Source organism: Desulfovibrio sp. (genome assembly GCF_019422935.1).
Lineage (GTDB): Bacteria > Desulfobacterota > Desulfovibrionia > Desulfovibrionales > Desulfovibrionaceae > Desulfovibrio.
In genome coordinates this window covers 29699-49855 of record NZ_JAHZCJ010000007.1, presented here as the reverse complement: position 1 = coordinate 49855, position 20157 = coordinate 29699, and the positions used below count along the sequence as shown (strand labels likewise).

The window sequence follows — 20157 nt, the reverse complement described above, 5'->3', positions numbered from 1 at the left end:
GCTACTTCATGCGGTAGGTGATGCGCCCGCGGGTGAGGTCGTAAGGGGAAAGCTCCACCTTGACGCGGTCGCCGGGCAGAATGCGGATGTAAAACTTGCGCATCTTGCCGGAAATGTGGGCCAGAACTTCGTGGCCGTTCTCCAGTTCCACACGGAACATGGCGTTGGGCAGGGCTTCCTGCACGACGCCGTCTACTTCGATTGATCCTTCCTTGGCCATGAGTACTCCAAAATATGATGTGGATAAACGCCGGTCAGCTTCACAAAAAAGCGGAGCGCTGTCAACACGCCGGTGCCCCCGCCTGGGGGATATTCGGCGCGCAAACAGCGCCCGCTGTCACTGCACGGGTTGAAAGTTATTTCTTGCGTCCCTTTGGTGATTTGCCGCTGGGCGATTTGCCGCCGGGGCGGGGCTTGTTCTCCGTAGGGGCCACGTGGGGTGCAAGCACCGGGGCATTGCGACACAGCAGCCACAGGCCTGCCAGTATGAGCGGCACGCAGAGCAGTTGCCCCATGGTCAGCCAGCCAAAGGCCAGATAGCCAAGCTGCACGTCAGGCATGCGCACAAATTCCACGGCAAAGCGGAACACGCCGTAGCCCAGAGCAAACAGGCCGGAGACCGCGCCCGTCTTTTTTGGCTTGGACGAAAAAATCCACACCATGAAGAAGAGTATCAGCCCCTCAAGGGCAGCCTCGTAAAGCTGCGAGGGATGACGCGGATTAGGCCCGGCACCGGGAAACACAATGGCCCACGGCACGTCGCTGACCTTGCCCCACAACTCGCCGTTGATGAAGTTGCCGAGCCGCCCGAAAAAGAGGCCCTGCGCCACCAGCGGCGCGATGAAGTCAGAAACTTCCAGAAACGACCTGCCCCGCGAGCGGGCAAAATACCAGAATGCGCCCAGCACACCCAGCAGCCCGCCATGAAAGGACATGCCGCCATTCCAGATGCGCAGAATTTCCATGGGGTCGCTGATGTAGACAGGCAGATCATAAAACAGCACGTAGCCGATTCTGCCGCCCAGGATGATGCCGATCATCACGCAGGTCAGCAGATCATCCACATCAGGGGCTGTCCAGCCGGAGCCGGGACGCGAGGCGCGCCAGCGGCCCAGCGCCCATCCAAGACCAAAGCCCGCCAGATACATAAGCCCATACCAGCGCAATTGCAGGCTGCCTATGGAAAGGGCTACGGGGTCGATTTGAGCGAGGTTCATGCGTCAATATCCGAGGCGTTGAATTCGCCGCTTTTCCCGCCGCGTTTGTGCAGCAGGCGTACACGGCTGATGACGATATCCCGCTGCACGGCCTTGCACATGTCGTAAATGGTGGCCGCTGCGGTCTGAGCCGCAACAATGGCTTCCATCTCCACGCCGGTAGGGCCGACCGTGCGGGTTTCCGCTTCAATACGCACCGTGGGCGGCATTTCTGTTACGGTAAAGCGCACGTCCACATAGGTGAGGTTGAGGGGGTGACACATGGGGATAAGCTCGCCGGTGCGTTTGGCAGCCATGATGCCGCCAATCTTGGCGCAGGTGAGCACATCGCCCTTGGGCAGGGCGTTTTTGATCAGTAGTTCCATGGTGGCCGGGGCCAGTTCCACCACAGCTTCAGCTATGGCTACGCGTTCTGTGGGTGTTTTGGCACCCACATCCACCATGGTGACGTTGCCCTGGCTGTCGAGATGCGTAAAATTGTCGTTCATTGATACCTCAAAAAATTTCCGCAGCGTGGGCTGCCGTGATGTTGTTTCAAATATGCGTCCCGCATGTCGTGCCGGAAAAGCACCGCACGCGGGAGCAATTTATGATGCTACCCCAAAAAGCAATGGGAGTCATTGCGCCTGTAATCGCGCTGCCTGCCGCAGTCTCCCGGAAGGAGAAAGTTCTGGTTGAGCATTGAGCCGTGGGGCATTGAGCTGGGTCGGACAGAACAGGATCAGCGCAAGCCCACAAGCCATTGCAGCAGCGGGGGAGTTGTGGGGGGGCGGGGCGCTTGCCAGAAAGAATCGCGTCTGCTGTCAGAAAAGCGCATCCGTTCCCGCAACAGGCGCTGCGGAAAAGCGGCGATTGTGGATACGATCGGCCCTGCGGTTGCGGCATTTTCCTGCACGAAATTTTCGGCAGGGGCATCCTGCTCGGCAAGCTGCGGTTCAGGAGCCAGCTCCACCATATATTTAAACGGAATATCCGCGCTTGGGCGCATGTTCATGATTTTGCGCACAATGGCAAGGCTGCTGCCAAACCGCTGGTCGTGGATCATCACATAGCTGGGGGCCGTGGTCTTTGCTGTCTGCGTTGCCTGCGGATTATCGGCGGGCAGCATGTCTGCTGGCAGGGGAGCCATCACTGGCAGCAGGGTGAAATTCAAAAAAGCATCAGCCATAACAGACTGCCGCGCAAGGTCGCGGGCAAGGCTCTCGGGCAGGGCGGTGGCGGCAACTTCCGGGCCTCGGGTGGAACCAAGGGCGTTCATGCCCTGAGTGTACACCATGCCCCCGTTGGGTGTGGCTTCTGAATACAGGGCGCGCCAGAAAAAGGGCGAAAAGGCATCCGGCAGCACCACAATTTCCTGAGGTGCGCGGCCTTCCGCCGTAAGGCGTTCGCGGGTCTGCGCCGTATGCCAGGCGTTGAGGCCCATGGAAATGCCGGGATAGACAAAGAGCCACGCCATTGCCATCAGCAGGAGGCCGCGCCGTGCACGCCAGCGCCAGATGGCCCACAGCAGCGGCAGGGTGACCAGCAGATCAATGATAAACACCGCGTTCAGCCGCACCCGCATGTGCGAGAAAGGCAGAAAGATCATGGTGCCGTAGGTGGTGATGCAGTCCAGCCAGATATGCAGCAAGACCATAGCCGTCATGAACAGCCATGTTTTTGCAAACCGCCAGTGCCCAGGTGTTTGCGCCCGCCACAGCGAGCAGCCCACGAGCGCCAGAACCAGCCCCAGCAGCGGAGCAAAAAACAGGGAATGCGTAATGCCCCGGTGCAACAGCAAAAATTGCAGGGGGGTGTTCGCCATCAGCACATCAACATCGGGCGAGGCGGCGGCCAAGGCGGCCAGAGGCACAGCCCATCGGCTCGCGGGGCGGTTGGGCATGGCAAGCATGGCCACCGCGCCGCTTGCGGCGTGAGTTATCGGATCCATGTATTACTGCCTGAACGGGCTGCGCTGCTTGGGCACAGCCCTGTATTGCGGGTCTTCGGGGTTTACGTCCGTATCAAGGCCGTTCATGCGGCGAAACTGCTGCATGCGCCATTGCTGCATGTTGGCCATGACATCGGGGCGGTTTTGATAATAGAGCATGCGCTGGGTATTGTTTGATCCGTACACCGGGTAGCGCAACTGATCTTCCACGCTCACTCCCTGCGGCTGTGAATCGCTTTCGCTGGAGGAACCCGCGCCGATGTCCTTGGGGCCGCAACCGCCCAGCCCGCCAACGGCGGCCAGCAGTAGTACAAAAAGGCAGGCAACGGATTTTTTGTTCATAGGCCGAGTATAGCTGTGTCGCAAAAACTCTGCAACAGGGGCTGAGGCGCGCTTCCTGCTGGAAAAACCGGGATTCTGCGGGTGCCACCCCCCGCAGACATATTCTCCGCTGCATCGTGACAATGTTGTCCCCTTCGCCCGCGCGCATCCTTGCGGCACGGCATCCACCTGTGGGCTTGCCTTGCAGAAAAACGCAGGGTATGTAGCACGTTCAAGACTTGCCCTTTTTTATTCAAGCGTTGTCCGGCGTTGGCTGGCTGCGCCAATTCATACAGGAGTCGCCATGCGTGCACCCAATTGCGGCATCACCCCCGAAGGTTGGCCTTGCATCGGCCTTACCGCGCTCAGCGCGTTGGTTTTTGCCTGCATGGGCTGGTGGCTTCTGGCCGTGATTTTTCTGGCCCTTTGCTGGTTCAGCATGCACTTTTTCCGCGATCCCGAGCGGGTGGTGCCACAGGGCGAGGGGCTTGCCGTAAGCCCTGCGGACGGCAAGGTTATCCGCATTGAGGAGCGCCCCGACCCCTTCACCGATGAACCCAAGCTGTGCATAAGCATTTTTATGAACGTGTTCAGCGTGCACGTGAACCGCGCCCCTGTGGCGGGAACGGTCGAGGGCATCCGCTATTTCCCCGGCGCGTTTGTCAATGCCGCTTTTGACAAGGCCTCCACACACAATGAGCGTTGCGCCTACAGCATGCGTGATGCGGACGGCAATCCCTGGACCATGGTGCAGATTGCCGGGCTTATCGCCCGCCGCATTGTCTGCCGCGTTGACGAGGGCGACGCCCTTGCGCGGGGGGAACGCTACGGCATGATCCGCTTTGGTTCGCGAGTTGACCTTTACCTTCCTCAGGGATATGTTGCGGCCACGCGCATCGGCGAACAGGTCTTCGCCGGGCAGAGCGTGGTGGCCAGAGCGAAGTAGCACAGCCGAAAAACGCGTCCAAATGCCACGCCCAAAAGCCGACAGACAGGCACTTAGTTTAGTAAAGATGGTGAATGATGGCCCCGGAAGTTAAAAAGCCGCGCAAAGGAGTATACCTCCTGCCGAACATGATCACGACGTTGAGCATGTTTCTCGGCTTTTTGTCTATGGTCTGGGCCGTGCAGGGACGTTTTGAGTCGGCCTGCTTCGCCATCCTGCTCTCTGCCGTCATGGACGGCCTGGACGGCAAGGTTGCCCGCCTCACCAATACGGCCAGCGAGTTCGGCGTTCAGTACGATTCGCTTTCCGATCTTGTGGCCTTTGGCATTGCCCCGGCCATGCTCATGTGGCAGTGGGAGCTTTCGGCCCTTGGACGTATGGGGCTTGCCGCCGCCTTCATTTACGCTGCCTGCGGCGCTTTGCGTCTTGCTCGCTTCAATGTGAGCACCGCTGCTGTGGGCAAGCGCTTTTTCATCGGTCTGCCCATTCCTGCGGGCGGCTGCACTGTTGTTACCTTTGTTTTTTGCGCCGCGCATTTCCCTGCTATCATGGCTTCGGCCCTGCCCTACATGACCCTTTTTCTTGCCATTGGCGTTGGGGTTTTGATGGTCAGCAAGGTGCGCTATTTTTCCTTTAAGGAATACGATTTCCTGCGCGCCCATCCCATCCGCAGCATGCTTTTCTTCCTGCTTGTGCTCGGAACGGTCATTTCCTTTCCGCGCGTCATGGGATTTGTGCTTTGCGCCGTCTACATCATTGGCGGCGTTGTCTACACCTTCGTCATCCTTCCCCGCCGCAATCGTCAGCTACTACGCGCCCTATCGCCCCAGAGCGATTGAGGTTGCGTAACGGTTGCCGCCCCCTAAGGGCGGAAACGCTCCCCTGGACAGCCGCCCTTTACGGTGGCCGTTATGCAAGATATAGCCATCTTTGTCAGAACCAGAGGAGTTTGTCATGAACAACCGCGTCTATTTTTTCGATACCACCTTGCGCGATGGCGAGCAGTCGCCCGGCGCTACCATGAACTTGCAGGAAAAGTTGCGTGTAGCCCACCAGCTTGAAGTGCTCGGCGTGGACATTATGGAAGCGGGCTTTCCCGCCTCCAGCCCCGGCGATTTTGAGTCTGTGCAGCGCATTGCCTCACAGGCTGGCGACATCCAGGTGGCGGGGCTTGCCCGTTGCGTTCCCAATGATATCGACCGCTGCTGGGAAGCCGTAAAAGTGGCTAAAAATCCCCGCATCCATGTCTTTTTGTCCACCTCTCCCCTGCACATGAAGCACAAGCTGCGCAAGGACCCCGAAGACGTTCTTAAGATGATCGTCGAGGGTGTCAAACGCTGTGCCACATACACCAGCAACGTGGAATTTTCCCTTGAGGATTTTTCGCGCACCGAGGGCGATTTTGCCTGCCGCGTGGTCGAGGCCGCCATCAAGGCCGGGGCCAGCACCATCAATCTGCCCGATACCGTGGGCTATGCCGAGCCGCAGGAATACGCCGCGCTGCTTGACCACGTCATCAAGAACACGCCCAACAGCGACAAGGCCATCTTCAGCGTGCACTGCCACAACGACCTCGGCCTTGCCGTGGCCAACACGCTTGCCGCCTTCCGTGTGGGTGTGCGCCAGGCAGAGGTTACGCTGTGCGGCATTGGTGAGCGCGCTGGCAACGCCGCCCTTGAAGAAGTGGTCATGAACCTGCGTGTGCGCCACGATTATTACCAGCTTGAGCACAACATCGTCACCGAGCAGCTTTACCCCTCGTGCCGTCTGCTTTCCATGACCATTGGTCAGCCCATTGCCAACAACAAGGCCATTGTGGGCGCCAACGCCTTTGCGCACGAATCGGGCATCCATCAGGACGGCATGCTCAAGAACCGCGAAACTTACGAAATCATGACCCCGCAGTCAGTGGGCCGCACCGAGAGCAATCTTGTGATCGGCAAGCACTCTGGCCGCAACGCCGTGCGCAACAAGTTTGAGAGCATGGGCTACAAGCTGGACGACGAGCAGCTTAACCTCGTGTTTGAAGCTGTGAAGCAGCTGGCCGACCGCAAGAAAACCCTGCACGACGATGACCTCATGGCCCTTGTGCAGGAAGAAGTCTACCGCATGCCCGATCTTTTCCGCCTGCGCCATGTGAGCGTGCAGAGCTCCGATGCGGGCGGCGTGCCGCCCACGGCTGCCGTCATCATGGACATCAAGGGTATTGAAAGCAGCGGCGCTGGCTTTGGCGTTGGCCCCGTGGACGCCCTGTTCAACGTGATCGCCGACATGGTGGGCCGCCAGCCCGAGCTTGAGCAGTACGCCATCAATGCCATCACCGGCGGCACCGATGCCCAGGGTGAAGTGACCGTGCGTCTGCGCGAGGGTGAAGTGAGCGCAGTGGGGCGCGGTACCCATCCGGATATTTTTGTTGCCAGCGCGCGTGCCTACGTCAACGCCCTTAACCACCTGTTCAAGAAGGAGCAGGAAGGGCCAAGGCTGCACTGCCAGCACGATTAAGGGCTGTTTCTCTGGTCTGCAACGGGTCTGCCCGCTCCTCTTTTGGGGCGGCTGGCCTGTGGAGCCAAGGTGCACCCGCGCCACGCAGGCAAAGCCTGTGCGGGCCAAATAAAAAAACAGGCGCTCGATTTTTGCCGCGCCTTACGAAACACCGTATTCGCCGCGCCCCCCTCGGTGGAGCCAGGATGAAAGGAGTAGATCATGCCACAGACGCTTGCGCAAAAAATTTTGCAAGCCCACACAGATGAAGTTGTGGAACAGGACGGTCAGATTGTTCAGTGCCGCGTGTCGCTGGTGCTCGCCAACGACATCACCGGGCCGCTGGCCATCAAATCTTTCAAGGGAATGGGCGCGGAAAAGGTTTTTGACAAAGACAAGATCGCTCTGGTCATGGATCACTTTACGCCGCAAAAAGATATTGATTCCGCCAATCAGGTCATGGTGACCCGCAAGTTCGCCGAAGAACAGAACATCACCCACTATTACGAAGGCGGCGACTGCGGCGTGGAACACACCCTGCTGCCCGAGCAGGGCCTTGTGGGCCCCGGCGATGTGGTCATCGGCGCAGACAGCCACACCTGCACCTACGGCGGCATCGGCGCTTTTGCCACCGGCATGGGTTCTACCGATATTGCCGCTGCAATGGCGCTGGGCGAAACCTGGTTCAAGGTGCCTTCCACCATCCGCGTGACCATCAACGGCCAGATGCCCAAGTGGCTGCGCGGCAAAGATCTGATGCTCATGCTCATCGGCGCTATCGGCGTGGACGGTGCGCTCTACAAGGCCCTGGAATTCGGCGGCTCTGTGGTGGATGATCTTTCCGTTGAAGGCCGTCTGTGCATGGCGAACATGGCTATTGAAGCGGGCGGCAAGGTGGGCCTGTTTGCGGTGGACGCCAAAACGCGCGCCTATTGCGCGGAGCACAACCGCCCCGGCCTGACGCAGGATCTGGCCGCAGACCCCGGCGCGATTTACGAGCGCGTGGTCAATATCGACGTGACCGGCAAGGAGCCGGTGGTGGCCTGCCCGCACCTGCCCTCCAACGTCAAGCCTGTCTCCGAGGTGCGCGACACGCCCATCCAGCAGGTGGTTATTGGCTCCTGCACCAATGGTCGCATCAGCGATATGCGCGATGCCGCCGAAGTGCTGCGGGGCCGCAAGGTTGCCAAGCACCTGCGCTGCATTGTGCTGCCCTCCACGCCCACGGTGTGGAAGCAGTGCCTCAAGGAAGGCCTCATCGAAACCTTCATGGAATCCGGCTGCGTGGTCGGCCCCTGCACATGCGGCCCCTGCCTTGGCGGCCACATGGGCATCTTGGGCGATGGCGAACGCGCCGTGGCCACCACCAACCGCAATTTCAAGGGCCGCATGGGCAGCCTGAGTTCCGAGGTTTATCTGGCAAGCCCCATCGTGGCAGCCGCTTCGGCCATTGCGGGTTGCGTGGCCGGGCCTGATCAGCTGTAGGCAGCACACATCAGCACCTGCCTGCGCCACGGCCCACCGAGCCCGGCGCAGAGAAAGAAGGACAGCCTCATGAATTACAAAGGTAAGGCCCACAAAGTGGGCGAGCACATTGATACGGACGCTATCATTCCCGCGCGTTTTCTGGTCACCACCGATTCCAAAAAGCTGGGCGAAAACTGCATGTCCGGCCTTGAGCCAGACTGGGTCAAGCGCGTGACCCCCGGTGACATCATGGTCGCAGGCCGCAATTTCGGTTGCGGTTCTTCCCGCGAGCATGCGCCCATCGCCATTCTTGGCGCGGGCATGCACGTGGTGATCGGCCACAGCTTTGCTCGCATTTTTTACCGCAACTCCTTCAATATGGGCCTGCTGCTCATGGAAGTGGGCGACGACGTGGACAAGATCAATGACGGCGACGAGCTGGAAATCGACGCCACCACCGGCGTTATCCGCGATCTGACCAACGGTGCGCAGATAACCTGCCCCCCGCTGCCCAAGTCCATGGCTGCCATTCTGGATAAGGGTGGGTTGGTTGGCTATGTCAAGGAACGCTTGGCCTAAATTGGCCTTTTGTCCTCTGGCTGCGTTAGATAATCCTTTTTACTCCGGTCGAGTACCATGAGAGTACACTCCCTGCGCAAAAAGGATTATCTGCCTTGCCTGAGAACAAAAATCCAATTTTTACAGGATATTTTTGGTCAGAACTGCGTCAAAACGGGCTTTTGCCTCCAGTCAAATACTGTAAGAGTATATTCCTGTCGGCAACACCCTTTTTCCTTGTTCTGGCGCAAAAATCTTCATGTAAAAAAAGAGCTGGTAGTCGGCTAATTATAAGAAAATAGGCATCAACAGATAGCATTGAGTTCAAGGATATTTTATGAAAAAGACCATCTGCCTCTTGCCGGGTGACGGCATCGGCCCGGAGATTCTGGCCGAAGGTGTTAAGGTTCTCAAGGCCGCCGCTGAAAAGTTTGGCCACGAATTTGTTTTCGACACCGCGCACATCGGCGGTTCCGCCATTGATGCGGCTGGCGACCCCCTGCCGGAAGAAACCGTGCGCAAGTGCCGCAATGCCGACGCCGTATTTCTGGCGGCTGTGGGCGGCCCCAAGTGGGACGCCCTCGCGCCCGAAAAACGGCCGGAAAAAGGCCTGTTGCGCATCCGCAAAGAGCTTGAGCTTTTTGCCAACCTGCGCCCAGCCATGCTGCTGCCTGAACTGGCTGGCGCGTGCCTGCTGCGTGCCGACATCGCCGCCAAGGGCCTTGACCTCGTGGTTGTGCGCGAACTGACCGGCGATATCTATTTTGGCGAACCGCGCGGGCAGGAAATGCGCGATGGCCTGCGCACCGGCTACAACACCATGGTGTACAACGAGGAAGAAATCCGCCGCATTGCCACGGTGGCCTTTGAAACGGCGCGTAAACGCCGCAACAAGGTCTGCTCTGTGGAAAAGAGCAACGTGCTGGAAACTTCGCGCCTGTGGAAGGAAGTGGTCATTGAAACACACCGCCAGTATGCGGATGTGGAGCTGACCCACATGTATGTGGACAATGCCGCCATGCAGCTTGTGCGTGATCCTTCGCAGTTTGACGTGATTCTCACGGGCAATATTTTTGGCGATATTCTGTCTGACGAAGCTTCGGTCATCACCGGCTCGCTGGGTATGTTGCCCTCGGCCTCCATGGGAGCTTCCGGCCCCGGCCTGTTTGAACCCATCCACGGTTCCGCCCCCGACATCGCGGGGCAGAACAAGGCCAACCCCCTTGCCACCATCCTTTCCGGGGCCATGATGCTGCGCCTTGGCTTTGATATGGGCAAGGAAGCCGATGCCATCGAGGCGGCAGTGCGCAAGGCTCTGGCCGATGGTTTCCGCACTGGCGACATTATGGAACCCGGCAAAACTCTGCTGGGTTGCAAAGAAATGGGCGACAAGGTTGTGGAGCGGCTGTAGCTGCTGCTGCGAACCATTTCAAAAGGCCGTCCGCACCACCGGGCGGCCTTTTGTGGTTTTTACCATGCAGACTTTTGCATAAGGGCATAGAGGCGGGGTTATGAAAGCGACCACAGGCAAGCTGAACGATTGGGTAGTTAAAAGCGCATGCGGCAGAGATTTTGAAACGCAGCTTCAGGATGTTGCAACCACAGGTCAGCACGGCGCACCGCAGGTGTTGCGGGCAATGGCACTAGGGGCCAACGGTTTTGCAGGCTCACCGCAACAGGCGGATCTGGCGCTGGTTTTTGGCTGCTACAGGCCGTTCAGCACGCCCAATATTTTGCGCGAGGTGGCGTGGATTTTGGGCCGTCTTGGCATGGCTCACACTTGGCTGGAGAAAGAAAACTGCTGCGGCTTGCCCCTGATGCATCAGGTCGCGTCAGAGGACAGGCCGCAGATGGTAGAAACCGCTAAGGGTTTTGTGCGGGGCAACAGTATGGCGGCAGCGCAAAAGGGCGCATTCCGCCTCGCATATTGCTGCGCTGGCTGCGCGCATGTGGCCGAGTCGGTTGATGCTGGGGGTGATGTTTCCCACAGCTATATTCTTGACGTGCTGCTGGACGCTCTGAAAGGGCAGAGCTTGCAGATCAGGCCTCTGAAAGTGGCCTATTTTGAGGGATGCCACACCTCTTACCGCAGGCATTTTCCGCAGACCTCGTTGAACTGGCACGCGTACCGGCAGTTTCTTGAAGGGGTGGAAGGGCTTGAAGTTCTGGATGTGGCGGGCGGCCTGTGTTGTAAAAATCAGCCTGATCGGATTGTGGCGACGGCGTTGGATGGCGGCGTTGACGCCCTTGTATGCGCCTGCTCCGGCTGTACGGTAGCCGTTCGCGGGGCTGGTCAGGGTAAACTCAAGGTTATGAGCTATACCGAATTGCTGGCCCGTGCCTTGGGGTATGAACCTTCGGGGTTGTAGCGGTGTTGCAGCAGAAAATAAAAAAAGCGCGGCACTATAATTTGCCGCGCTTTTTTTATGCGTGTTTGTGGCGCTGAAACAAGGCCGTTATCTGCTTGCCCAGCATGACCAGTACAACCGATGCGGCAATAAAGGCCACTCCAGCGACCAGCGACATGCTGAACGGCTCGCTGAACACCAGAATCCCCACCACCACGGCGGTTACAGGCTCCATAACGCCAAGAATGGATGTCAGCGTGGAGCCGATGCGCTGTACGGCAAGGATGAGGGTGAGGTTTGAAATAACGGCTGTCACCACGGCCAATAAGGTTGCGAGCAGCAGTTCCCACCATGAGTGCAGGGGCTGGAACGAATCTGCCAACAGGGCGTTAGCCCCGGATATCACCGCCCCAAAGGCCAGCACGTAAAAAGTCATCACAAGACCGCTCATGTTGGGAATGCGCGCGGCATAAATGGTTGTGATGTATACGGCGTTGCACAGTGCGGAAAGCAGAAGCAGGGCCACGGCCAGCAGGCTTGCCCCTCCCATGTCGCCATCACTTCCGCCGCAGAGCAGATAAACGCCAGCGATTGCCAGCAGGATGGACAGGGCCGTGATCCACGAGAAGCGCTCGTGATAAAACACAATCATGATCAGCATGACCATGACTGGATAGGTAAATTGCAGCGTTGCCACAACGCCGCTCGGCATGTGCTTGAATCCCCAAAAAAAGAGCAGGGCCGCCATGGTATACATGGAACTCATGCCAGCAAGCTTGCACAGATCAATGCCGCGCGCGCTGAATCTTTCGCCGCGTACGGCAAGCACTATGCCCAGCACCACAGTGGCAATGGCAAAACGATAGAACAGGGCGGAAGGCCCTGAAACGCCGCCATGCATCAGCGGTAGTGTAAACAACGGGATAAGGCCAAAGGCCGCAGAAGAAAGAATACTGTAAAAAAAGCCCATGACATCCTTCTTGGTGGGGAACAACAAACAGATTCCATACCGGGGAAGCCGCAGTGTGGCAAGCTTGCGCACGGCATAAAAAAACGTCCCCGGTTTGTACCGGGGACGTTTTCGCGCGTGTGCAGCGCGGAAGGTATTGCGCTGTTACTTGGATTGATCCATGACCACTTCAGCCTCGGGGTGAACCTGGCGCAGTGCTTCATGCATGGCGGCTGCATCCGCAAATGCGCGGAAGGGACCGATTTTTTCATCACCCTGAGCGGCGTTGTAGCGCACAAAATATGCTTCGTCGGGTTTGAGGGGGGTGCCGCTTTCGTCGCTGATGACTTCCAGCTTGACCTTGCTGATGCCTTTGTCATCAATATCAATCTGTTGCGCTGCGGCAAAGGAGAGATCAATGATGCGCCCGCGCACAAAGGGGCCTCTGTCTGTCACACAGACCATAACGCTCTTGCCGTTATTCTGGTCGGTGACGCGAACAACCGTGCCCATGGGCAGGGTGCGGTGCGCGGCGGTAAAGGTATACATGTCGTAATCAAGCCCGCTGGCGGTGGAACCGCCATGGAAATCCCGTCCGTACCATGAGGCCTTGCCGGACATGATTTCGCTTTCCTGAGCGCGTTTCAGCCAGATATCTCGGCTGTCGGTGCTATCCCGGCGTTCTTTTTCGGATAAGGACGCAGTGGGTGAGGATTTGCGTTGCTTGGATTTGGAGCGCGATTCAGCCTTATCGCGCTTTGAGCGCGAGCTGTGCGAAGAGGCGGTTTTGTCACTGGTCTTTTCGCGTTTGGATTTGCGAGTTTCAGTGTCGCCGGAAGACTTTTTGGCGGCGTGGGGGGTAGCGTTCGAATGCTTTTGATCGGAGGGAGCGCTTTGTGAAGCCGCGTCGGCGTTCATGGGGGAGGCCAAAAGCATGCATAAGGCTATGGCCGCCAGCACTAATGGCCAGCGTGAATACTTCATGATCGTTCCTTTGTTAGTGTTCGAGGCTGGCCAGCGAAATTGCCGGACGAACCGCGCCCGCGGTTCTGACCCCAGGAACCTTCCAATGATGGCAGCAAGCGCGCCTTGCGCTCAACGTCCATCGGTTCCCCAGGGGAATGCCTGTTCTTTGTGGAGGCACTATACAGTAAAAAAATGCTCCGTGTCAAACTGATAAAATCTTTTAATTCAGACGGTTATTGAAAAAGATAGTCTAGAAAATGTCAAAAATGCAGCGGAGGGGTATGAAATAGGCGTGTTCGTGCGGTGCGGCGAACCGACATGGAGCAGAGGAAAAACCACGCGCGCGGCAGGCATACTCGTGTAAAAAATGCAGAGAACCGCAACGGATTCTGCCAAATAAAAAGGGCAGGCGGCTGCAAAGCCACCTGCCCCGACAGTTCAGTCGCAGCGGTGTTACCAGTCCAGCGTGCGCTTGAAGGCGCGGGCCAGATCTTCCACCGAAGAGTTGACGATGACGCTGTCGCCGGATTTCATGGTCAGCTGACCGCTACCGGTGACAGTGCCGATACGGGTGCAGGGCTGCCACATTCCCAGCGCATCGAGAATCATGGCCAGATCTGGCTTGACGCTCACAACCAGGCGGCTGGCGCTTTCGCTGTAAAGCAGTTCGGTCACGTTCATGGCTTCAAGGGCGGGCACGGCATCAAGGTTGATTTCCGCACCCAGGCGGCCGCCGATGCACATTTCTGCAATGGCCACGGCAAGGCCGCCGTCAGAGCAGTCGTGGCAGGCGGAAATGGCGCGCTGGCCCATGAGGGCGTTGACCGCGCGGTAGCGCAGCATGGCGTTGGAGGCGTCCACATGGGGAACGCGTCCACCCTTGAGGCCCAGTTCCGTAGCGGCTTCGCTGCCTGCCATTTCACGCCAGGTGCCGCCGAGCACGTAGATGGCATCGCCGGGCTGCTTGAAGTCCGAGGTTTGGGCCGCAGTGACGTTGCGGATGACGCCAAGGATGGAGAACAGCACCGTGGGTGGAATGGAAATGCGTTCGCCGCCGCCGGTGTAGTCGTTCTTCATGGAGTCCTTGCCCGAGATGCACGGCACACCGTAGGCCAGCGAGAACTGGCGCAGGGCGCGGCAGGCGCGCACAAGCTGAGCCAGCTTGTAGCGTCCATCGGGGTTGGAGGGGCTGACCACCGGGTCGCACCAGCAGAAGTTGTCCACACCCGCCAGGGCGTCAGGGTCTGCACCCACGGCAACGGCGTTGCGGATGGCTTCGTCCATGGCGTTGGCCATCATCCAGTAGGTGTCGTAATCGCTGAATTTGGGGCAGATACCGTGGGAGATCACAAGGCCCGCGTCCGATTCCAGCAGGGGGCGGATAACGCCAGCGTCCGCCGGGCCGTCGCGCTTGACGCCCACAAGGGGTTTCACCACGCTACCGCCGCGCACTTCGTGGTCATACTGGCGGATGATGTATTCCTTGGAGCAGATATTGAGCGTGCCGAGCATGCGCTGCAAAAATGCGGTCTGCTCAACTTCGGCCACGTCCACGGTGACGTCGGTGATCTCAGGGGCCTTCCATTCGGCTTCAAGCTCGAGCTGCGGCACGCCGTCGTGCATGAATTCCATGGGCATGGAGGCGATGATGCGGTCGTGGTAGCGCACTTCAAAGAAGCCGGATGTGGTGAAGCGGCCAAGAGCCGTGGCTTCCACATCCATGCGGGCGGCAAGAGCCATGAATTCTTCGAGCTTCTCCGGCGAAACGGCCAGGGTCATGCGTTCCTGCGCTTCAGAAAGCAGAATTTCCCAGGGGCGCAGGCCATCGTATTTCAGCGGAGCCTTGGCGATATCCAGCACGCAGCCGCCCGTATCTTCTGCCATTTCCCCCACGGAGGAGGAAAGGCCGCCGGCGCCGTTGTCGGTGATGGCGTGGTACAGGCCCATATCGCGGGCGCGCATGATGAAGTCGTACATCTTGCGCTGGGTGATGGGGTCGCCGATCTGCACCGCAGTGGCGGGCGAGCCTTCGTGCAGCTCTTCAGAAGAGAAGGTCGCGCCGTGGATGCCGTCCTTGCCGATGCGGCCGCCGGTCATGACAATGTAGTCGCCTTCTTCGGCCTGCTTGAACCAGCCGGGGCGGCCATGAATTTCTGCGGGGATGATGCCCACGGTGCCGCAGTAAACCAGCGGCTTGCCAAGATAGCGCTCGTCAAAAACCAGCGAACCGTTGACCGTGGGAATGCCCGACTTGTTGCCGCCGTGCTCCACGCCTTCGCGCACGCCTTCGAGCACGCGGCGGGGATGCAGCAGACGCGGGGGCAGGTTTTTATCGTGGAAGGGCGAGGCAAAGCAGAACACGTCCGTATTGCACACCAGTTCCGCGCCCATGCCGGTGCCCATGGGGTCGCGGTTTACGCCCACAATGCCGGTGAGCGCGCCGCCGTACGGGTCGAGCGCCGAAGGGCTGTTGTGGGTTTCAACCTTGATGCAGGCATCGTAGCCGTTGATAAAGGCGATAACGCCCGCGTTATCCTTGAAAACGGACTTGCAGTAGTCGTCTTCGCCCATGCGCTCGCGCAGCATGGCCGTGGCATCGCGGATGCAGGTCTTGTAGAGGTTGTCCACCACTTCGCTGCGGCCCGTGGCGGCATCGGTATAATTGATGCGCGAGGCAAAAATCTTGTGCTTGCAGTGCTCGGACCACGTCTGGGCCAGCACTTCCATTTCCACATCCGTGGGGTCGGCGGGCAGGCCAAGGGCCTTGCGGCGGTCGGCTTCTTCCTGCGCGGTGAACTGCTCGCGGATGCTGTGCATTTCCTTGAGATTGAGCGCCCAGGTATTTTCGCGGCTGGCCTTGGTCAGGGCTTCGTCATCCATGGCTGAAAGGGTGATGGTGTCAACGGTTTCGTTGATCTCGCCCGTAACCCTGGCGGCCTGCGCTTCAAAGCCGGGCTGTGCGTCCCATTCCTGACGGCTCTTGATGCGGTAGCGCTGGATGAGCGTGTTGCACAAAAGGTCGCGGGCCAGCATGTCCACTTGCTCGCGGGTGAGGGGCGCGGCCTTGTCGCTGCTGATGCGGTACTGCACGGCAGTGTACACGCGCAGGCTGTCGCGCGGAATGTCCAGCACCATGGCGGCGGTGTCGCGCGCAGTGCGGGCCTCGTTATCCGTCACGCCGGGGCGGAAGCCCACTTCCACAAACCAGTCTGCCGCAGGGTCAAGCAGGGGCAGCGGTTCAAGGGAGGCTTCCTGAAGGATGGGGTCGTGCCAGATGCTTTCGTCCAGCAGACGGGCCACCTGCGCGGCATCAAGCCCGTCAGCCGTAAAGACCTTGATCTGGCGAACGCCAGAAACAGAAATGTTCAGCGCCTTGCGCAGGTGCTGGGCCGTCTTGCGGCCCTGGGTATCGTCAAGTCCGGCGCGGGGGCCGGTTTCCACCCTATAGAGCATGGTTTGCATTCCTCTTGGTTTGGCTGCTTACTTTTTTCTGTCGCGCACGTAGTCGGCCATCTGGCGCATAAGCTCGCGCTCGGGCCTGTCAGGCAGAGTTTCTAATGCCTGCCTGGCCGCGTCAAGAAATTCATCGGCCTGACGGCGCACGGCGTCGTCAAACCCGGCCTGTCGGATGCTCTCGGCAATGCTGGCGGCATCGGCTTCCGTCATCAGCCCTGCGCAAAAGGCGGCGTCAAAGGCGCTACGTTCTGCGGTGCTCAGGCTGCTGCGGTAGAGGCGCAGGGGCGGAGTGAGCTTGCCCTCGCGCACATCGCCGCCAGTGGGCTTGCCGGTCACGCTTTCTGGCGCGAAATCAAGGGCATCGTCCACCATCTGAAAGGCCATGCCAAGGTTTTCGCCATAGGCGGCGGCAGCGGCCACTGCAGCATCGTCGGCCCCAGCGGCGAGCGCGCCCATTTCACAGGCAGCACGGATAAGCCAGGCCGTTTTGCCGCGCACCATATCTTCATAGTCGGCGCTGCTTGAATCCACACGGCGCTGGGCTGCGATTTCAAGGATTTCCCCCGCCGCCGTGCGGCTGGTGGCTTCCGAGAAGCAGCGGGTCAGCCGGGTATCGCCATAATTGGCCACCAGGGCGTTGGCTCCGGCCAGCAGGGCATCGCCCGCAAGAATGACGCTGGAAACATCAAACAGCGTATGCGCAGCGGGCTTACCCCGGCGGCTTACGGCATTGTCCAGCACATCATCGTGCAGCAGGGTCGCGGCGTGGAGCATCTCCAGAGTGATCGCCAGATCCTGTATGCTCTTGGCCTCATGGCCCAGCAGACGGGCCGTGAGCACGGTGAGCAGGGGCCGCAGGCGCTTGCCGCCCGCATCAAAAATGTGCCGGGCCACAGGCCGAACAGGTTCGGGCAGGGTGTCCACTGCCTTGTTCAGAGCGCGGTTGATGCCGGGCAGCTCAAGAGCCAGACGTGCTTTCAATTGGATCATATGCTACTCAGATGAGGTTAAGCGCGGGCAAAACCCGCGTGAGCGCGCGCAGCGCGCCGGGAAAATCCTTTTCGTCATTGGCGCGGGGGCCGACCTTGTTGGAGACGCTGCGCGCCTCCACACAGGGTATGCCCTCGCGGGCGCAGGCATACGCCACGGCAAAGCCTTCCATATTTTCCAGATCAGCCCGGTAGCGGGCGCGCAGGTCTGCCGCTCTGGCAAAACTCGCGCTGACCCCGGCAACGGTAAGCGATGTACAGGGCAAAAAAACATCCGGTTGTTGCCGCGCGCCAAAGCGTTCCAGCGCTTCCGGCCCTGCCAGGGACAGGCGGTTGCGCACCGCAGGCCCGCTCTCTGGTTGCCACTGCGGAAAGCCAAAAGCTTCGGCGGTGACGGAGCGTCCGTCGTGCAGGCCGTATTCCGGCCAGATTTCTTCGTTCACCATGCACAGCCCCAAAAGTGGGCGCTCTGCGAGATCAAAGGCACCGGCAAGACCCGCGTTGAGCACTGCTGTAATGGGCGTGCCCTCGGCTTTAGCCCTGCAAAGGGCCATGCCCATGGTCAGCGCAGCGTTGATGGGCCCAACTCCGGTAATGCAGCACAGCGCGTCGCCACATTTGAGGCGCACTGGCCAGAGGTGCATTTCTGGCCAGGATTTTGCCGGGCTTTCAGTCGCTTCCCGGGCTGGCGCGGCAATCCTCGCCGGGGAAAATCCGGGCACAAGGCCCGCCAGTTCCGGGCCGGTGGCGGCGCATAGCAGCAGGCTCACAGGATTACTGCCTTTGGCTGCTGTTTGCCGGGCACGGGGCTGGGCAGAACGCGCCTGCGGGATAATCCCGGCAGGTCATGCCTGTGCCATTGTGCAGCGCCGTGTGAGCAGCCATGATTCGTTCCTTTACAAAAGGCGGGTTTTCCGTCACCAGAAAACCATGAAATTCGATTACGCTCTTTTTCTACGCGCTCTTGGTCTGGCCATCGTTATTGAGGGCCTTTGCTGGACACTCTTTCCCGGCGGCATGCGGCGCGCCCTGCTGCAATTGCTGCCCCAGCCGGAAAGCCGCCTCCGCGTCCTTGGGCTGATCGCCCTGGCCGTGGGACTTGGTCTGGTGGCGCTGGCCTCGCACTAAGGCCTGATTCCTCGTGCCATCGTATCTGGCTCGCCCGGCGAGCCTTCAGATGCCGCCGTGTGCAATGCGGCATGAGAACGGCATGTTCTTTTGCGCCAATCTGATCTAGCGCGCCTTTTCACCCACATGCAGGCAGACAATGCCGGACGTGAGCTTTTCGTGCCATGCACGTTCAAAGCCCGCTGCACGCATTTCTTTTTCAAGGCTGAGGGCCGAGGGAAACTTGCGGATTGTATCGGCAAGGTACTCGTACGCGCCGGGATCTTTTGAAAATACTTTGCCAACCTTGGGCAGCAGGTGGTTGAGATACACGTTGTACAGGCCGCCCCAGATGCGCTCCTGCCCGGAACCGAATTCAAGGATGCAGGCCCTGCCGCCGGGGCGCAGAACGCGGAGCATTTCGGCAAAGGCCGCCTCGCGGGGCAGAATGTTGCGGATGCCAAAGGCAATGGTGATGCAGTCAACCGAAGCATCGGGCAGGGGCAGGCGCTTGGCGTCTGCGGCAACGGGCAGAATACTGCGGGCGTTGGCGTCCTTGAGTTTGCGGCTGCCGCGCACCAGCATGGGCGGGCAAAAATCCATGGCCGGAACAATGGCCGAGGGGTGGCGGCGGCGAATGGCAAGGGAAACATCCAGCGTGCCAGCCGCCAGATCCAGTACGCGCCCGGTATCGCCCAGGCGCACGTTTTGCGCCAGCACCTTGCGCCAGTACTGGTCAAGCCCGAGGCTGAGCACACGGTTCAGCAGGTCATAAAAAGGCACAATACGGCCAAACATGCCTGCCACAGCCGCATCGTGCGCAGGTTTGACAACAGTTTCCGTAGCGTTGTTGCGGGGAGATTCCACGTTATTTCCCGGCCTTGTCCTGGTCGGCATCCACACCGATGGCGGCGCAGACAACACGATAGACCGAAGGAAAAACCTCAGCAAAATTGCTGGGGGAAACCGTGCGCGTTTCTATGAATTTGGCGGTCAGTTCCTTGGCAACCTGAAGGGCTTCCTTGCGATCCTTATCCATGAGGGCCTCAGCTTCCGGCCCTGAAGGGCGCGGCAAATATGAAAAACCCGCCCCTTTGGGGAACGGCCGTGACCCACAGCGGGTATTGCCTGGACGGGTTAAGAAACGGAAGCAACAGCCCCCGCCCCTTTGTTTTATTGATTGAGAATCGCGGTACAGCGCCCGCGAAACCGCGCAACAGCATATGCGTTCCGCCTGCCATTGGCAAGGCCGGCATGCCTGCGCGCCTGGATCCGGTTAACCTTGAAATACCTGTTGCTGACGGTACTGCGATTGAAGTAGGGCCTTAGGCGCGAGGCGAAGCTGGTTCGGTTTGCAGGCGCGTTGCCGAGGAGATTTCTTCAAAAACCACGCAACTCAGACGGCAGTTATGCTGCCAGCCC

20 protein-coding genes are annotated in these 20157 nt (G+C 59.5%); 8 read left to right on the top strand and 12 right to left on the bottom strand.

The features are described 5' to 3' along the window. Position 1 precedes the first annotated feature (1 nt). The 5 genes from infA to QZ383_RS10025 all read right to left on the bottom strand — a co-directional run bounded on the left by infA (position 2) and on the right by QZ383_RS10025 (position 3489). Positions 2-220 (bottom strand): translation initiation factor IF-1, encoded by a 219-nt coding sequence (gene infA, locus QZ383_RS10045; RefSeq protein WP_006008898.1) that lies wholly within the window; start codon positions 218-220, stop codon positions 2-4. Between the two features lie 136 nt (positions 221-356). Continuing rightward, positions 357-1217, bottom strand: coding sequence for a prolipoprotein diacylglyceryl transferase (gene lgt, locus QZ383_RS10040; protein ID WP_291445111.1), 861 nt, complete (start codon positions 1215-1217; stop codon positions 357-359). Then, the gene (gene moaC / locus QZ383_RS10035) at positions 1214-1705 is read right to left on the bottom strand and encodes a cyclic pyranopterin monophosphate synthase MoaC (protein WP_027180997.1); all 492 of its coding nucleotides are present in this window, start codon (positions 1703-1705) and stop codon (positions 1214-1216) included. The genes lgt and moaC overlap by 4 nt, the downstream gene beginning before the upstream one ends. A gap of 233 nt (positions 1706-1938) precedes the next feature. Then, positions 1939-3147, bottom strand: coding sequence for a metal-dependent hydrolase (locus QZ383_RS10030; protein ID WP_291445110.1), 1209 nt, complete (start codon positions 3145-3147; stop codon positions 1939-1941). 3 nt (positions 3148-3150) lie between these two features. Next, complete coding sequence (locus QZ383_RS10025) at positions 3151-3489, bottom strand: chemotaxis protein (RefSeq protein ID WP_291445109.1); 339 nt, start codon at positions 3487-3489, stop codon at positions 3151-3153. Positions 3490-3772: 283 nt separating this feature from the next. Between QZ383_RS10025 and QZ383_RS10020 the strand changes: the two genes are divergently transcribed. The 7 genes from QZ383_RS10020 to QZ383_RS09990 all read left to right on the top strand — a co-directional run bounded on the left by QZ383_RS10020 (position 3773) and on the right by QZ383_RS09990 (position 11289). After that, positions 3773-4414 carry a phosphatidylserine decarboxylase family protein gene (locus QZ383_RS10020; RefSeq protein ID WP_291445107.1) on the top strand — a complete coding sequence of 214 codons (642 nt, stop codon included), beginning with the start codon at positions 3773-3775 and terminating at the stop codon, positions 4412-4414. A 77-nt stretch (positions 4415-4491) separates the two neighbouring features. Continuing rightward, positions 4492-5253 carry a CDP-diacylglycerol--serine O-phosphatidyltransferase gene (gene pssA / locus QZ383_RS10015; protein WP_240825535.1) on the top strand — a complete coding sequence of 254 codons (762 nt, stop codon included), beginning with the start codon at positions 4492-4494 and terminating at the stop codon, positions 5251-5253. Positions 5254-5368: 115 nt separating this feature from the next. Beyond that, positions 5369-6916 carry a 2-isopropylmalate synthase gene (locus tag QZ383_RS10010; protein ID WP_192112774.1) on the top strand — a complete coding sequence of 516 codons (1548 nt, stop codon included), beginning with the start codon at positions 5369-5371 and terminating at the stop codon, positions 6914-6916. Positions 6917-7117: 201 nt separating this feature from the next. Continuing rightward, on the top strand, positions 7118-8380 hold the full coding sequence (locus tag QZ383_RS10005; RefSeq protein WP_291445106.1) for a 3-isopropylmalate dehydratase large subunit: 1263 nt from the start codon (positions 7118-7120) through the stop codon (positions 8378-8380). Between the two features lie 69 nt (positions 8381-8449). After that, on the top strand, positions 8450-8941 hold the full coding sequence (locus QZ383_RS10000; RefSeq protein WP_291445103.1) for a 3-isopropylmalate dehydratase small subunit: 492 nt from the start codon (positions 8450-8452) through the stop codon (positions 8939-8941). A 316-nt stretch (positions 8942-9257) separates the two neighbouring features. Continuing rightward, complete coding sequence (leuB, locus tag QZ383_RS09995) at positions 9258-10331, top strand: 3-isopropylmalate dehydrogenase (RefSeq protein WP_192112777.1); 1074 nt, start codon at positions 9258-9260, stop codon at positions 10329-10331. 100 nt (positions 10332-10431) lie between these two features. Beyond that, positions 10432-11289, top strand: a complete 858-nt coding sequence (locus QZ383_RS09990; protein ID WP_291445101.1) for a (Fe-S)-binding protein — start codon at positions 10432-10434, stop codon at positions 11287-11289. Positions 11290-11344: 55 nt separating this feature from the next. On the opposite strand, the gene QZ383_RS09985 is transcribed toward QZ383_RS09990, so the two are convergent. The 5 genes from QZ383_RS09985 to mqnB form a co-directional block, all read right to left on the bottom strand. Beyond that, positions 11345-12238 carry a DMT family transporter gene (locus tag QZ383_RS09985; protein WP_291445099.1) on the bottom strand — a complete coding sequence of 298 codons (894 nt, stop codon included), beginning with the start codon at positions 12236-12238 and terminating at the stop codon, positions 11345-11347. Between the two features lie 144 nt (positions 12239-12382). After that, the gene (locus tag QZ383_RS09980) at positions 12383-13201 is read right to left on the bottom strand and encodes a septal ring lytic transglycosylase RlpA family protein (protein ID WP_291445098.1); all 819 of its coding nucleotides are present in this window, start codon (positions 13199-13201) and stop codon (positions 12383-12385) included. A 435-nt stretch (positions 13202-13636) separates the two neighbouring features. Continuing rightward, entirely contained in the window at positions 13637-16636 is a 3000-nt protein-coding gene (locus QZ383_RS09975) for an AIR synthase-related protein (RefSeq protein WP_291445095.1), read from the bottom strand. Between the two features lie 27 nt (positions 16637-16663). After that, positions 16664-17629: a polyprenyl synthetase family protein gene (locus QZ383_RS09970; protein WP_291445089.1), complete on the bottom strand. Its 966-nt coding sequence runs from the start codon at positions 17627-17629 to the stop codon at positions 16664-16666. Positions 17630-17636: 7 nt separating this feature from the next. Next, positions 17637-18398: a futalosine hydrolase gene (gene mqnB / locus QZ383_RS09965; protein ID WP_291445087.1), complete on the bottom strand. Its 762-nt coding sequence runs from the start codon at positions 18396-18398 to the stop codon at positions 17637-17639. 160 nt (positions 18399-18558) lie between these two features. On the opposite strand from mqnB, the gene QZ383_RS09960 reads away from it, so the two are divergent. Next, complete coding sequence (locus QZ383_RS09960; RefSeq protein ID WP_022659810.1) at positions 18559-18756, top strand: DUF2065 domain-containing protein; 198 nt, start codon at positions 18559-18561, stop codon at positions 18754-18756. Positions 18757-18861: 105 nt separating this feature from the next. Here QZ383_RS09960 and QZ383_RS09955 read toward each other — a convergent pair whose 3' ends face one another. Both QZ383_RS09955 and QZ383_RS09950 read right to left on the bottom strand, forming a co-directional pair. Continuing rightward, the gene (locus QZ383_RS09955; protein ID WP_291445084.1) at positions 18862-19602 is read right to left on the bottom strand and encodes a ubiquinone/menaquinone biosynthesis methyltransferase; all 741 of its coding nucleotides are present in this window, start codon (positions 19600-19602) and stop codon (positions 18862-18864) included. Position 19603: 1 nt separating this feature from the next. Then, positions 19604-19774 carry a hypothetical protein gene (locus QZ383_RS09950; RefSeq protein ID WP_192112785.1) on the bottom strand — a complete coding sequence of 57 codons (171 nt, stop codon included), beginning with the start codon at positions 19772-19774 and terminating at the stop codon, positions 19604-19606. Between the last annotated feature and the right edge of the window lie 383 nt (positions 19775-20157).